At 63.8% G+C, this 15,084-nt stretch carries 13 protein-coding genes; 4 read left to right on the plus strand and 9 right to left on the minus strand.

Annotated elements, in window-relative coordinates; translation table 11 throughout:
- Positions 1-3: 3 nt before the first annotated feature.
- The 3 genes from ACX3P0_RS11695 to ACX3P0_RS11705 form a co-directional block, all read right to left on the minus strand.
- The gene (locus ACX3P0_RS11695) at positions 4-1,188 is read right to left on the minus strand and encodes an ABC transporter substrate-binding protein (RefSeq protein WP_459088607.1); all 1,185 of its coding nucleotides are present in this window, start codon (positions 1,186-1,188) and stop codon (positions 4-6) included.
- 221 nt (positions 1,189-1,409) lie between these two features.
- Positions 1,410-2,603, minus strand: a complete 1,194-nt coding sequence (locus tag ACX3P0_RS11700) for an extracellular solute-binding protein (protein ID WP_459088609.1) — start codon at positions 2,601-2,603, stop codon at positions 1,410-1,412.
- Entirely contained in the window at positions 2,600-3,670 is a 1,071-nt protein-coding gene (locus ACX3P0_RS11705) for an N-acetylglucosamine-6-phosphate deacetylase (protein ID WP_459088611.1), read from the minus strand. Before ACX3P0_RS11705 ends, ACX3P0_RS11700 begins: the two co-directional genes overlap by 4 nt.
- 92 nt (positions 3,671-3,762) lie before the next feature.
- Here ACX3P0_RS11705 and ACX3P0_RS11710 point away from each other — a divergent pair, with 92 nt between their 5' ends.
- On the plus strand, positions 3,763-4,989 hold the full coding sequence (locus ACX3P0_RS11710) for an ROK family transcriptional regulator (protein WP_459088613.1): 1,227 nt from the start codon (positions 3,763-3,765) through the stop codon (positions 4,987-4,989).
- Between the two features lie 15 nt (positions 4,990-5,004).
- Here ACX3P0_RS11710 and ACX3P0_RS11715 read toward each other — a convergent pair whose 3' ends face one another.
- The 6 genes from ACX3P0_RS11715 to ACX3P0_RS11740 form a co-directional block, all read right to left on the minus strand.
- Positions 5,005-6,081 (minus strand): ABC transporter ATP-binding protein, encoded by a 1,077-nt coding sequence (locus ACX3P0_RS11715; RefSeq protein WP_459088615.1) that lies wholly within the window; start codon positions 6,079-6,081, stop codon positions 5,005-5,007.
- On the minus strand, positions 6,078-7,007 hold the full coding sequence (locus ACX3P0_RS11720; RefSeq protein WP_459088617.1) for a PfkB family carbohydrate kinase: 930 nt from the start codon (positions 7,005-7,007) through the stop codon (positions 6,078-6,080). The genes ACX3P0_RS11715 and ACX3P0_RS11720 overlap by 4 nt, the downstream gene beginning before the upstream one ends.
- Entirely contained in the window at positions 7,008-8,018 is a 1,011-nt protein-coding gene (locus ACX3P0_RS11725) for an SIS domain-containing protein (RefSeq protein WP_459088619.1), read from the minus strand.
- An 8-nt stretch (positions 8,019-8,026) separates the two neighbouring features.
- Entirely contained in the window at positions 8,027-8,872 is an 846-nt protein-coding gene (locus ACX3P0_RS11730) for a carbohydrate ABC transporter permease (RefSeq protein ID WP_459088621.1), read from the minus strand.
- A complete protein-coding gene (locus ACX3P0_RS11735) occupies positions 8,872-9,756 on the minus strand; it encodes a carbohydrate ABC transporter permease (protein WP_459088623.1) in 885 nt (294 codons plus the stop codon). The genes ACX3P0_RS11730 and ACX3P0_RS11735 overlap by 1 nt, the downstream gene beginning before the upstream one ends.
- An 80-nt stretch (positions 9,757-9,836) precedes the next feature.
- Entirely contained in the window at positions 9,837-11,072 is a 1,236-nt protein-coding gene (locus ACX3P0_RS11740) for an extracellular solute-binding protein (RefSeq protein WP_459088625.1), read from the minus strand.
- A gap of 150 nt (positions 11,073-11,222) precedes the next feature.
- Between ACX3P0_RS11740 and ACX3P0_RS11745 the strand changes: the two genes are divergently transcribed.
- From ACX3P0_RS11745 to ACX3P0_RS11755, 3 genes are all read left to right on the plus strand, one after another.
- A complete protein-coding gene (locus ACX3P0_RS11745; protein ID WP_459088627.1) occupies positions 11,223-12,434 on the plus strand; it encodes an ROK family transcriptional regulator in 1,212 nt (403 codons plus the stop codon).
- A gap of 87 nt (positions 12,435-12,521) precedes the next feature.
- The gene (locus ACX3P0_RS11750; protein WP_459088629.1) at positions 12,522-13,283 is read left to right on the plus strand and encodes an SDR family oxidoreductase; all 762 of its coding nucleotides are present in this window, start codon (positions 12,522-12,524) and stop codon (positions 13,281-13,283) included.
- A 186-nt stretch (positions 13,284-13,469) separates the two neighbouring features.
- Entirely contained in the window at positions 13,470-14,906 is a 1,437-nt protein-coding gene (locus ACX3P0_RS11755; RefSeq protein ID WP_459088631.1) for an aldehyde dehydrogenase family protein, read from the plus strand.
- Positions 14,907-15,084: the final 178 nt, after the last annotated feature.

The following is a 15,084-nucleotide window of genomic DNA, read 5'->3' on the forward strand; positions in this document are numbered from 1 at the left end:
CCGCTACTTCGTCTTGTTGGCGCCGACCTCGCGGTCCCATTTCTCGAAGGCGGCAACCAGCGCTGCCGGCTTCAGGGGCGCTTCGACCGGGAACTTCTTGATCAGCTCGTCATATTGCGGACGGCCGAATTCGGCGATCGCATCCTGGCTTTCCTTGGGTGCTGCGCTGAGCGGCACGTCCTTGACCGCCGGGCCGGGATAGAAATAGCCCTTGTCGTAAGTGTAGGCCTGTTGCGCCGGCTCGAGCATGAAGGCCATGAGCTTGACCAGCACCGCGACCTTGTCGTCGGCCACGCCCTTGGGAATGCACATGAACTGCGTGTCTGGCACCCAATGCGTGCCTTCCAGCGCAAACGTCTCGATCTCCTTCGGCACGATGCCCAGCACGCGCGGGTTGATATCCCAGCCGAAGGTAGACACGATCATGTCGCGGGTGCCCTCGGCCAGTTCCTTCATCGTCACCGTGGTGCCGGACGGATAGTAGTCGATGCCTTCGTCCATTTCCTTCAGATAGGCCCAGGTCTTCTCCCAGCCATTGATCGGGTCGGACGGATCCTTATCGCCGAGGATGTAGGGCATGGCCATCAGGAAGGTCCAGCCCGGCCCCGAGTTTACCGGCCGCGCATAGCAGAACTTGCCGGGATTGGCCTTTACCCATGCCAGCAGTTCCTCGGCATTCTTGGGGATCGTCTTGACCCTGTCGGGCGCATACTCGAACAGCGGCCCCGACGGCGAATAGACGACGGCCACGCCTTCGTTCTGGCCAAAATTCTTCTGCATCATCAAGGCGCTCTCGTGATAGACGTCCTCGGCCTTGGGCAGCGCCTGAGGATATTTCGTCCACACGTCGATCCACAGACCCTGCGTGATGCCGTCCGACATGGCGCCCGGCCCCGTCAGCACCAGGTCGATGTCGACCCGGTTGGCCGCCTGCTGCGCGGCAAGCTTGGCCGGCAGTTCGGGCGACGGCGCGCGCGAGAAGGTGATCTTGGAAACGATTTCCGGATTTTCCTTGGCGAATTTCTCGATTGCCGCCTGGGTAAGCTGCAGATTGCCCGCAACGTCGATGATGTTGAGCGCCACCGGCGAAGTGGGAAGGGCAAGCTCATCGGCGAATGCCCTGCCAAAGGGCAGCGCGGCAAAACCGGCCAGCCCGCCAAGCGCCTGGCGGCGTGAAATCGTGAACATCGTCGTCCTCCTCAAGTTTCTCATGGCAAAGCGGCGTTGCTGCGCTTTCGCCCGGCTCCTCTGGCCAAATGATATATTAGTCTATTAGTATTCGAAGGCAACGAAAAACGAGTACCTCACGCCGGACAGATGGAACGCCGGACGAAGCCTTCCGCTTCACGCGGGTGCACGCACAAAAAGGGCCGACCGCAGAAAGCGGCCGGCCGCTATTGAGCGAAGCCTCAGGACTTCTTGGCACCGACCAGTTCGTCCCATTTGCGGAAGGCGACGATCATCTTTTCCGGCGGCAGCGGCAGTTCGATCGGGTTATCGGCGATGAGGCCGGCATATTCGTCCCTTCCGTAGCGCTTGACGATGTCCTGGCTGTGCTGCGGCGCCATGGAGACAGGCACGTTCTTCACAGCCGGGCCGGGGTAGAGATAGCCCTCGTCATAGGAATAGGCCTGCGCCTCGGGGGTGAGCAGGTGCGCCATCAGGTCGAGCACCACGGCGAGCTTGTCGTCGGAAATGCCTTTGGGAACGCACATGAAAAAGGCGTCCGAAACCCAGTGAAAGCCCTTGAGCGTGCCGATCTTCGCCGATTCCGGCACGATGCCAAGTGCGCGCGGATTGATGTCCCATCCCGTGGTCGAAATGATGATGTCGCGGCTACCTTCCCCGAATTCCTTCATGGTGACGCCGGTGCCGGCCGGGTAATAGTCGATATACTGGCCGATCTCGGCCAGATAGGCCCAGGTTTTCTCCCAGCCGTCGACGGGGTCCTGCGGGTCCTTGTCGCCGAGCAGATAGGGCAGGCCCATCATGAAGGTGCGGCCGGGGCCGGAATTGGTGGGCCGAGCATACATGAAGCGGCCCGGATTGGCCTTCGCCCAGGCAAGCAGCGCCTCGGCCGAATCCGGAACGTCCTTCACCCGCTCGGGCGCGTATTCGATCAGCGGGCCGGAGGGATAGTAATTGACCACGACGCCAAATCCCGCGCCCTGCTTCTTGTGCAGCGCCAATGCGGCGGGTTCGTAGTTGTCCTCGATATTGGGAAACTTGTCGTTATAGTCCGGCAGCAGTTTTATCCATGTGTCGTTGGCAAGGCCTGCGGCCAGCCCGTCGGACCCGGTCAGCACCATGTCGATATCGACGCGGTTCGCTGCCTGCTGCGCGCGCAGCTTTCCGGCAAGCTCGGTCACCGGCGCCTTGGTGAACACGATGCGCTCGGCGCGCTCGGGATATTTTTTGGCGTAGTCCTCGAACGCCGGCTGCGAAAGCGCCAGCGCGCCGCCCACGTCCATCACCGAGATGGTGACGGGCGAGGCCGGCAGTTTGGGCGATTGCGCCCAGGCCCCCGTCGTTCCGGCGAGGAACGTGCCGCCGATGCCGCCAAGAACGGTGCGGCGGCTTACCTTGAATTCATGAGCAGTCATGGCTGTTTTCCTTCCCATTTTGTCGTTTGCCGATCGTATTTGCGTTCTTCTTCGCCGACCCGCACGCGGGCGACGGTCATGTCAGGTGTCCACTCGATCTCGCTCGCGGGCAGGCGAAAGCCATGCGCGTCCAGAACGGGCTGGAGCAGCGCCATCGCGTTGGTCGAAGCCATGTCGACGGCCTGCGCGAAACCGGCGATGCCCCAGCGCACCAGATTGCGCACGGCGTCGTCCAAGCATAGCGCCGAGCCGGCAAGGCCAACACCGCCCGGAACGCGAACCGAACCGTCGGCGTGGCTCTCGACCTGCATCCCGGCAAATTGGTAAAGGCCGCGCGGCGCACGCGCTGCCGAAACGGCATCGGTGACGAGGATCGACCGCTCCAGCCCCGTTGCCCGTATAAGAGCTTTCAAAGCGCCTGGCGGAACGTGAATCCCGTCGGCGATGAACGTCGCGGCGAGGCGGTCTTCGGCCAGTTGGGCAAACAGGGTATTGTCCAGCTTCGGCAGGGTTTGCGGCACCCCGTTGCCGAGATGGGTGGAAAGGGCGGCGCCCGCATCCGCGGCCTGCGTTGCAAGATCGAAGCCGCAGGCCGAGTGGCCGACCGAAACAAGGATGTTGTGCCGCTTCATGGCCCGTATGAAGGCGATGCCGCCTTCCACTTCGGGCGCCAGCGTCGTCAACAGGATCGGGCGCGCCAGCAGCCGCTGCAGGCGATCGATGAGTGCGGGGTCGGCAGCCGTCATCGCCGATGCCGGATGGCATCCGCAATAGCCGGGGGCGGGATTGAGGAAAGGGCCTTCCAGATGATAGCCGGGGCACATGAGCGGGCCGAGGCGGCTCTCGGAAACCGCTTTGTCCAGGGCGCTGAATCGCGCCGCCAATTCATCCGGCCTTGCAGTGATGACCGTCGGCAGGCAAGTTGTCACGCCGCACGCCAGAAGGGCCTCCAGCGCGCTGTCGAGTTCCGCCGCCGTCAATGTGTCCGAGTTGAAATCGACGCCGGCGAAGCCGTTGATCTGCATGTCGACCAGGCCGGAAGTGAGCATGATGCTGCCGATCGCCAATGTTGCGCTGTCCAAACACTACACGGGTCGAAACCGCTTGCAAGAAATTTTTGAATAATGTTATCCGAAAAGAGAATTGAAAGTTACCCGGCATGCTGACGCTCGATACCACCGATTTCGCGGACGCCCATCAGCGCGACTGCGCGCGCGTCATCGCCAACCTGCACGATGGCGGCGGCAAATCCCGCGCGGCGCTCGCCGCCGAACTGGACATGACCTCGATGGCGACGTCGCGCGCCATCGCCGACCTGATCGGCAGGGGCATCATCGAGCAAAGCGTCGGCCAGGCGAGCGGCCGCGGCAGGCCGCCGGCGCACATCGTCTTGAACCCCGGCTGCGCGGGCGCGACCGTCCTTCACGTTTCCAGCCAGGAACTGATCGGCGTCCTGGTTGATTTTCGGGGAAATGTCCTCGCCCGGCAAACCGCCCATGTCCCGGCCGATGCCGACAAAGCCCGCATGACGGCGGCGATGCGGGGGCTTGTCGCCGTTCTGAACGAAAACTGCCCGCCGGGCATGCGCCACATCGGAACGTCGGTTACCGTTTCGGGCATCGTAGACGTGAAGACGCGGACCTGGATCTTGACGTCGCGCTGGCCGAACGTTCGCGACTTCGATGTCGGCGAGGCGCTCGAAGGCATCACGCCGCGCGTGTTCCTGTTTCGCCAACTGGATGTCGAGTTGAGTGCCCGCTACGCCGCCGCCGGAAACAGTGCGATCGAAGGCGTCTTCATCCTGCACTGGGGCTGGGGTGTCGGCCTCGCCTACCGCGCCGGCGGCGATTCGCCGATGCACCAGGGCGGCCCGTTCGGCGAAATCGGCCATTGGCGTTTCAATGTCCTCAAGGACCGCCCCTGCGGTTGCGGCAACCGGGGCTGCCTCGAAACGGCCGTTTCGCTATCGGCGCTGCTGCCGGTCATACGGGAGAAATATCCGGAGGCTTCGGTGGAAGAGGAACTGCTTTCCAGTCAGATCGCAACGATGGACCTGGTGGATATTCCCGAAATCCGGACCGCCGTCGATCTCATGGCGCGCGCGCTGGGCAACGCCTGCCGGCTGCTTTTCCCCGAGAAGGTATTCATCACCGGGCCGTTTACCGGCAATGCTGGCATCTACGAACTTCTGCGCACCCGTTTCGAAGCGGAAGGGCTGGTCGGCACGTTGCGCCTGCCGATCCTGATCGCCGACCGCTCCAGCCTCGACTATGTCGTCAAGGGCGCGGTACAGCCGCTTCATGAAACCGCCGTGCGCGTGCTGCTTGGTGCCGATGGGGCCAAAGCGGCACGGCAGCAAAGCAGGCGGCGAAGTCAGACACGCTAAAAGTTGGGTGACCCGTCAGTAGGCCTTACCGGTTGTGGGGTCGAACAGATGCAGGGCTTCCTCGTCGAAAGCGAAGGCATGCGTTTCGCCGATGCCGACACGGGATCGCGGCGGCAGGCTGGCCGTCACACGCTGCCCGCCAATCCGCGCGACGGCGATCAGTTCCGGGCCGGTCAGTTCGACGCTTTCGATCTCGGCCGTAAAGGAGAAATCCGATTTCCCGGCAGCGGCGAGCCGCAGGGTTTCCGGCCTGATCCCGGCCAGCAATTGCCGGTCGCCGTCGAGTGCGCCGGCAAACCGGCTGGGCAGCGGCAAGGCCGCGTCGGTGCCCTCTATCGTCAAGCTATGGCCGCTGACGCTTGCCCGCAGCATGTTCATCGGCGGCGCGCCGACAAAACCCGCCACATAAAGCGTCGCCGGGCGGTTGTAGATTTCCTCGGGCGTGCCGAGTTGCTCGATCCGGCCCTCGTGCATGACGGCGATACGGGTCGCCAGCGTCATCGCCTCGATCTGGTCGTGCGTGACATAGACCACGGTGGTCTTCAGCATGGTGTGCAGGCGCTTGATCTCGGAGCGCATTTCAAGGCGGAGCTTCGCGTCGAGGTTGGAAAGCGGCTCGTCGAACAGGAACACCTGCGGCTTGCGCACCAGCGCCCTGCCGATCGCCACCCGCTGGCGCTGGCCGCCGGAAAGCTGGCTCGGCTTGCGGTCGAGTAGGTCCTCGATCTGCAGCAGCCTTGCCGCTTCGTTCACCGCTTTTTCCCGCTCGGCCGCTGGAACCTTGCGCATTTCCAGCCCGAAGCCGATGTTGCGGCGGATGGTAAGGTTCGGGTAGAGCGCATAGGACTGGAACACCATGGCGATGTCGCGGTCCTTGGGATGGACGCCAAGGATGGAGCGGTCGCCGATGCGCACGTCGCCGCTCGTTGCCTCGGCCAGCCCGGCAATGATGTTGAGAAGCGTGGACTTCCCGCAGCCGGAAGGCCCGAGCAGCACCAGGAACTCGCCGTCCTCCAGCGCGATGTCGATGCCTTTCAGCGTCTCGACCTTGCCGTAGTTCTTGCGGACGTTAAGGATTTCAAGCCTGCTCATGCCGTGATTACCTCGAAAGACTGCAATCCGCCATAGGCGCGGGGATGGGTGGAGATCGCCCGCGATGCCACCTGCGTTCCAGCAGCGAGGCAGGCGGCAAGCGGCAGGCCAGCGGCATGGAATGCCAGAAACGCGGCGTTGAACACGTCGCCCGCGCCGATGGTGTCGACGACCTTTACGGCGGGAGCCTCAGCCGAGGCCAGAACCCCGTCGGCGCCGATTGCGATTGCGCCATCCGGTCCGCGCTTGACGACCGCGACCGCCCCTTTTTTCATGCCGGATCGAAGCTGCCGCGCGGCCTCCTCCGGGCATTCCCGTTCGGCCAGCGTCGTCGTTTCGATCTCGTTGAACAGCGCCAGTTCGCAGCGCGAAAGCCATGTCTTCACGTTGGCGCGGTTCGCCCCAGTCCAGCCGTCCATGGGCCAGCCGGTGTCGAGCGCGACCGCGATGCGGTGCCGGTCGGCCCAGTCGAAAAACGCGTCATAGTCCTTCGTCAGATCGTCGGTCAGGAACGAACCGGTCAGCAGCGCCCAGCCGCCGGAAAGTTTTGGCCCGTCGAGAACCGACAGGACACCGGCAAGATCGAAGCGCGGCAGGTGGCCGCGCGTGGTGAAGAAGGTGCGCTCGCCGTCCGGGTGGGTGATGCCGACCGAGAGCGTCGTGCCCTCGGTACTGACCGGCCAATGTTCGGCGCGATGGCCAAATTCCTCGCGCAGCCAGCGGCCGAACTGGTCCGTGCCTACATTGGCGGCGATGGCGAAATCGACGCCAAGCGCCTGCCAGGCAAGCGCGCTGTTGCCGGCCTGGCCACCGACGCGCAGTTCGTCGTGATCGACGATGATTTCCGTGCCGGCTTTCGGCCATGGCTTGGCCGGGCCGAGGATCAGGTCGACATTGACGTTGCCGATCACCGCGAGAGGCCGCATTCACTCGCTCCGGGTGATTTTTGTGGAACGCACCGGCGTTCCGGCATTATCGACGCGCGCGTCGGCGAAGGCGATCATCAGGTGCTGCGCAACCGGCAGCATGGCGAAGATCGCCGCCAGCCCGGAAGCGGGCTTGAACGCCAGCGTGACTGCACCCGCGATCGGCTCGGCCCCCGAAGCATCGAAAAGGATAACCGGCGCGCCGGTCTCGACCGCCGAGATCGCCATGGCGGTTACAAGCGATGCGGTCGGGTCGTCGCCCCGGAAAAGCACGACGCCGACCTCCGGTCCCAGCATTTCCATCGGCCCGTGGCGAAGCTGCCCGCCTTCCAGCGAAAAACAAGGGCACCGCGACAGTTCGGTCAGGCCCAGCGCCAGCGCTTCGGCAAGGCCTTGCAAGCGGCGGCCCGAGGTGACGACGGTTTTTACCCCTGCAAGGGCAGCAATCGCGCCTTCAATGTTTTTTTCCTCAGGGGTCCGAAGGGCCGCGAGCGCGGCGGACGGATCGTCGCCGAGCGCCGCCAGCACGGCGAGATGCAGCGCGAAGCTGATGGTCAGGCTGCGGGTGGCGGCGAAGGCCAGTTCGCTGCCGCCGGCCCCGACCAGACACGGCACCGTTCGCCCGAGAAACGATTTTTCTTCCAGCGTCAGGCCAAACGTATCGGGCACGTCGCCGGCTTCGGCGAACCAGCGAACCACCTCCGCGCTCTCGCCGGATTGCGAGGTCACCAGCACGGTGCGGCCTTCGAGCGGCAATGGCTGGCCAAGCTGTTCGGAAAGCGGAACGGCAATGGCGTCGATGCCATGGGCGCGGTACAGCGGCTCGACGGCGCGGCCGACCGCATGCGAACCGCCCATGCCGAGCAGCAGCAGGCGGCCGCTGCGTTTCAGCGACGCACCGATCTTTTCGGCCGCCGCCGCCGCCTGCTCGAACGAAGCGAGTGCATCGCCGTGCTGGCGCGCCATCTCGCGGTCTATCGCAGCCAGGCCTGCCGGCCGGTCTTTGCCCATGCTTGTCGTCATCCCTTTACGCCGCCGCTGGTCAGGCCCGAGATCAGGGCGCGCTGCATGAAAAGCCCGACCAATACCGGCGGCAGCGCGGCGAGCACGCCGGCCGTGGCGATCAGCCCGTAGTCGGAGACGCGCCCGCCGGCGAGGTCGGCGATGGCCACCGTCAGGGTTTTGGCGCGCTGGTCCGAGGTGAACAGGAGCGCATAGAAGAATTCGTCCCAGGCAAGCAGGAAGGCAAACAGCGCCGCCGTCGCCATCACCGGACTTGCCAGCGGCAAGGTGACGATGCGCAATGTCTGGAACAGGCTGGCGCCGTCGATCATCGCCGCCGCCTCGATCTCGCGCGGGATGGTATCGAAGCCGGATTTCATCAGCCAGGTGGTGAAGGGCGCGAGGATGGTGAGATAGACCAGCGCCAGGCCGAATACGTTGTTGAGCAGGCCGAGATACGCAAGGCCCATATAGAGCGGCACCGCAAGCGCCACCGGCGGCAGCATGTAGGTGGCGATGACCATCGACAGCGACCAGCCGACGGACGGCGTGCGCGACACCGCCCAGCCTGCGGGGATCGACAGCGCCAGGGCGGCAAGCGTCGCCATGCCCGCGATCTCGATGCTGTTCCTGAGCGAAGAGGTGAAGGCGGCCCCGGCGCTGTTTTCGGCGGTCGACAACAATACGCCGTAGCGTGAAAAATCGGCATGCTGCGGCCACCAGCGCAACGGCTTGGCGGCGAGGTCTCCCGGCGGCGATATGCTCATGATGAACAGCCACAGCACCGGCGCCAGGATGACGGCGGCGAGCAGCAGCGCGCAGGCATAGATGAAGACGGTGAAGATCGGGCTCCGGTGTTCCATCAGGCAGCACTCCCCGCCGTCTTGCGCACTAAAACGCCATAAGCGACGGCCAGAACCGTCACCAGCAGCGTGACGATCAGCGCCAGCGACGCGCCCGACCCGGCACGCTGGAACGAAAAGGCTTCCTGGTAGACGAGGATCGACAGCGTGCGCGTCGAGTTGGCCGGGCCGCCGCGCGTCATCACCCAGATGATGTCGAACACCTTGAACGCCTCGATGGTGCGCAGCACCAGCGCTACCATCAGCGGCCCCGCCAGATAGGGCAGGATGACGAAGCGGAACCGGTTGAACGGCCCAGCGCCGTCGACCAGCGAGGCGGCGGTGATGTCGCGCGGCACCGCCTGCAGCGCCGCCAATGCGATCAGCGCCACGAGCGGAAAATTCTTCCAGCAATCGGCGACGATCAGCGCTGCCAGCGCCGTCCCCGGTTCGCCTAGCCAGGAGCGGTAGGCATCCAGCAGGCCGATCTGCGTCAGCGCCGCGTTAAGCGCGCCATATTCGGGATTATAGATCAGCCGCCACAGCGTGGCGTTGACCACCGTCGGCAGCGCCCAGGGCAGGATCAGCAATGCGCGCAAAATGGTGCGGCCGTGAAAATGCTGGTTGAGAAGCAGGGCCGCGAGCACGCCGATGACCATTTCGGCAGCGACCGATACCACCGCGAACCATGTCGTGGTGACCAGCGTGCGCTGGAAATTCGAGCTGGAAAGCATTTTGGTGTAGTTGTCGAAGCCGACGAAATGGCCGGCGGTGCCGACCAGCCGGGCATCGGTGAAGGATAGGCCGACCGTATCGACGAGCGGCCAGCCGATCACCGCGACCATGACGACGAGCAGTGGCAGCATCAAAAGCCAGGCGCGCGTCGTCATCCAGGTGCCTGACATCGAAGGCGGCTCTCTTCGTTCATGAACAGATGAAAAACCCAGGCGGCACGAACGCCGCCTGGATGGTGGAAATTATGCCCTCAAAGGCCGCTGTTTTCGGCGGCGGTCTTCAGCGCGTCTTCAGGCGTCGCCTGATCGAGTAGCGCTTCCTGGATCGCCTGTTGCAGGGCGACCGAAAGTTCCTGGTACTTAGGCGTCGTCGGGCGCGGATACATCGCGGCAAGGCTAAGCTTGGCCGCCGCGATCAGTTCTTCCTGGCCCTTGGTCACGGCTGGATCGTCATAGGACGAGGCCCAGATCGGCAGGCTGAGCTTGGCATACTGGTTCTGCGTCGCCTGAGACGTCATGGAGACGATGTATTTCCAGGCTTCGTCCGGATGCTTGCTGGCGGTGGTGACGCCAAGCCCCATCGAGCCGTTGACCGCCGACACTTCGCTTTTTCCAGCAACGCCCGGCGCCGGCACGACGCCGACCTTGCCCGCGACCTTGCTGTCCTTGGGGTCGTTGGCCATGTTGTACATGTAGGTCCAGTTGAGCGCGAAGGCGGCATCGCCGTTCTCGAACACCTTGCGCACGTCTTCTTCGAGGAACTCCTTGGAGTTCGGGTTGGTCAGGCCGGACTTGTAGCTGTCGACCATGTAGTTCAGCGCCTCTAACCCGCCGTCGTTCTGGAAATCCGGCTTGCCGTCCTTCAGGAAGTCGCCGCCATAGGCGCTGACCAGCGTGGTGTAGTCGCAGATCGCGGCTTCGGCCTGCGACCAGCTCCAGGCAATCGGCGTGGCCAGAAGGCCCTTGTCCTTGATGATCTTGGCCTGCTCGCTTAACTCGGCCCATGTCTTGGGCGGGTTCTTGATACCGGCTTTCTCGAGAATTTCCTTGTTGTAGAACAGGTACTTCGTATCGAGAATCCACGGCATGCCGTAATATTTGCCGTCGTACTGGACAGTGGTCCAGGCACCCGGCAGAACGCCCTTCTTCATGTCGTCGGTGATCTTGTCGGAAACGTCGACCAGCACCTTGTTGGTGGCGTATTCGGCCGGCCAGATCACATCGAACAGGACGACGTCGTAGCCGCCGGAACCCTGCGCGAGCACCGTCTTGTCGTGCAGCCCCTCATAGGGGACGAATTCAAGATTGACCTTGATATCGGGGTTGGCCTTGGTGAAGGCGTCCGTCATGGCGCGCACGTCCGCCTCGCTATAGGCAGCCTGCGCCATGAACAGCGCGTTAAGCGAAGTTTCCGCAAAAGCCTGCGGCGTGAAAGCAGCGCCGATAACGGCTGCTCCCAAAAGGGTCTTACCGATCGATTTCAACATTTTCTTCCTCCCGTTGTGATGGTGGCAAGCTGGCTTCATCGAGCTTGCACGAGCGCCGAACCGGCTCGGGCATCGCGCACAGTTCATTAAGTCAATCCTCTTGACTTATTAGTTCTTCAATCTTCTAGTCGAGTCAAGAGGGAAGCGAGAATGAACGACATTCGCCCGATCCGCGCCAAGAGCGGCAGCAATCAGGAAGGCACCAGTGCGCACAACCGCCGCGTCATGATCGATGCGCTGCGCTTCAACGGGGCGTTGTCGCGGGCCGATCTCGCGCGCGCCACGCAGCTCACTAAGCAGGCGGTTTCCAACATCATCGAGGAACTGGAGCGCGATGGCTTCGTCGTCTCGCTGGACACGGTTCGCAATGGCAGGGGCCAGCCTTCGAAACCTTATCGTCTCGTTCCCGAACGGGCCTTCGCGATCGGCCTACAGATTGATCGTCACGTCACGCGCGCGCTCATCGTCGATCTTGTCGGCAACGTCATGGTGCGGGCGCAGGCCAATTTGCCGTCGAACGATCCGGCGCAGGGTGTCGGCATCATCCTCGACCTGATCGGTACGGTGCGCGCCAGTCTGGCGGCGCAATCGCCGCACTCCGACACGCGCATTGTCGGCCTTGGCGTGGCTATGCCCGGTCCCTTCGGGTTGCGGGATTTTGGCGACAACGAATGGATGATGTCGGCCTGGCAGCAATTTCCGCTGCTTGAAACCCTGGCCGCCGGCACCGGCCTGAATGTCGGCCTGCAAAACGACGCGGCGGCCTGCGCCACCGCCGAACGCCTGGTCGGTGCCGCCCACGGCGTCGACCATGCGGTGTGCCTCTATGTCGGTTATGGCATCGGCGCGGGTCTTATCCTGAACGGGGAGTCCTACCGGGGCGGCAACGGCAATGCCGGCGAGATCGGCATGGCGCTTTTGTCGCCGGCCGGAAAAGACCGCGCGCCGCTGGAGCACCGCGCTTCGCTCGCCTCGCTCTACCAGCATATGGGAATGGACCCCGCCGACAGGCATCTCCATGAGCGCATAGACAAGCTCGCCTCTGCCGGTGACAGCAAGATCCTTTCGTGGATCGATGCCGCCGCACCCGATCTTCGCTGGAGCGTGCACCTTGTCGAAACCATCTTCGATCCGCAGACGATCATCCTGGCCAGCGGTGCGCCGCAATCCCTGGCGTGGCGTCTTTACGAGGCGATGCATCCTCTCATTCCGTCGATCGCGGACCGTCCCGACCGCGCCTTGCCGAGGCTGCAGCTCGGCATCGCCGATCCCTGGGCCATCGCGCTCGGCGCGGCGGCGGAGCCGATCAGCCGCGCCTTCGATCCTCATCTTTCGGCCATGCTGAAGACCCGGCCGGCCTGATCCCCGACGCCGTTCGCCATCGGCATGGCCTTTGACGAAGGCTTGGTACGCCACCATGATGGGTTTCCTGAAATCAGCGAGGTTGGCATGAGCAGCGGTTCCACACAGGAGAAGGGGCGCACGATTATCGTGACCGGCGCCTCCGGCGGCATCGGCGCGGCGACGGCCAGCGCCTTCATCGAGGCGGGCTGGCGGGTCGGCTTGATTGCCCGCCGTGCGGATGCCCTGGAACAGGTGGCGGCAGACGCGCCCAATACGCTGGTCCTGCCTTGCGACGTGACCGACGAGGCCTCGGTCGAGGCGGCCTTCGATCGCGTGGCAGACCAATGGGGACGCATCGACGTCCTGTTCAACAATGCGGGCATCGGTCTGAGAACCGCGCTGATCGACGAAATCACGGTCGATCAATGGCGTCAGGTCATCGACGTCAACCTGACGGGGATGTTTATTTGCGCCCGCGCCGCCTTTGCCCGGATGCGGCGGCAAAGGCCGCAAGGCGGCCGGATCATCAACAACGGATCCATTTCGGCACAGGTGCCGCGGCCCGGCTCGATCGCCTATACCGCCTCGAAACACGCAGTGACCGGGATGACCCGCGCGCTCTCGCTGGACGGCAGGCCTTTCGGCATCGCCTGCGGCCAGATCGATATCGGCAACGCGCTGACCGACATGACCGGCGGCATGAGCCACGGCATGCCGCAGGCCGACGGGTCCATGCGGGCGGAGCCGACGATGGACGTGGAGAATGTGGTGCGTTCGCTCCTGCATATGGCCGACATGCCCGCCGAGGCGAACGTGCAGTTCATGACCGTCATGGCAACCACCATGCCTTATATCGGGCGCGGCTGAGACGCAGAGGAAAAAAGGACTTGGACGAGGAACCCGTGACAGGCCCGCACTGGCTGGATGGAATTACCGCTTCTGTCCGCAGCTTGCGTCAAGTCAGCCCTTGCCGAATGGCATTTGGGCGTCCATCTGAAGGAGGCGGCAGGTGGCCGTAATGTTTTGGTTTGATGACGTGACGAAGGGACGACAATGCTTGAGAAGCGGAAGTTTTATATTGACGGCGCCTGGGTTGATCCGATCGGGGCGCGAAGCCTCGAGGTGATCGATCCTTCCAACGAGGAAGCTTTCGCGGTGATCTCGCTGGGGAGCGACGCGGATGGGGATCGCGCTGTCGAAGCCGCCAAGCGCGCGTTCGAGAGTTGGTCGAACACGGACCCCACTGAGCGCCTGGCGAAAGTCGAGCGGCTGCTGGCCATCTACAATCGCCGCGCCGAGGAGATGGCACAGGCGATTTCCCGCGAGATGGGGGCCCCCATCGACATGGCGCTCAAGAGCCAGGTTGGCGCCGGTTCCTGGCACATCTCCAATTTCATTACCGCGTTCAAAAACTTCGAATTCGTCCGGCCCTTGGGCGACCATGCTCCGAACGACCGGATCGTCATGGATCCCATCGGCGTCGTCGGGCTCATCACGCCCTGGAACTGGCCGATGAACCAGGTTACCCTCAAGGTCACGCCCGCCTTGCTGGCGGGCTGCACGATGGTGCTCAAGCCCTCCGAGATCGCCCCGCTGTCCTCGATGCTCTTCGCCGAGTTCATCGATGAGGCCGGGTTCCCGGCCGGCGTTTTCAACCTCGTCAACGGGGACGGTGCCGGCGTCGGCGAACGCCTGTCGTCACATCCCGATATCGAGATGATCAGCTTCACCGGCTCGACGCGGGCCGGCAAGGCGATCACCAAGGCGGCCGCCGACAGTTTGAAGCGGGTGGTGCTCGAGCTTGGCGGCAAGGGCGCCAACATCATCTTCGAGGACGCCGACGCCGACGCCGTGCGCCGTGGTACGGCCCAGTGCTTCAACAATACCGGCCAGAGTTGCAACGCACCGACGCGCATGCTGGTCCAGCGCCCGAAATATGACGAGGCTGTCGAAATCGCCAGATCGGTTGCAGAAGCGCTGGCGGTCGATTCAGCCGATAAGCGCGGCAGCCACATCGGTCCATTGTCCTCCGAGGCACAATTTACCAAGGTGCAGGACATGATCCGCACGGGGATCGACGAGGGCGCCCGCCTGGTCGCCGGTGGCCTTGGACGCCCTGCCGGCCTCAACCGCGGTTACTTCGTGCGCCCGACGGTGTTTGCCGATGTCGATAATTCCATGTCGATCGCCCGCGAAGAGATTTTTGGGCCGGTGCTTTCGATCATTCCTTTCGACACGCTGGACGATGCGGTCGCCATTGCCAACGACACGCCCTACGGCCTGACCAACTATGTGCAGACGCAGGACGGCGAGAAGCGCAATCACATGGCGCGCAAGCTGAAGTCCGGTATGGTCGAGATGAACGGCATGTCGCGCGCAGCCGGTTCGCCGTTCGGCGGCGTGAAAGCCTCTGGCCGCGCCCGTGAAGGCGGCGTATGGGGCATTGAGGAGTTCCTTGAGCCGAAGGCCGTTTCCGGCTGGGCGAGCTAAGCCGCAACGGCTGAACGAACTGGCGCGCGGAGCGGCGGTCGCTGACTGCCGTTCCATGCTCCACCAGGGGCAGGTGAGCACGTTTCGCATGCTGCGGCATGTCTTTTGCCTTGAGGTCAGGACAATTGATGCGCGGCGTAGCTGAGCGGTTTGACGCGGTGCGCGTCAAACCCCGTTT

Source organism: Mesorhizobium sp. A556, assembly GCF_054489545.1.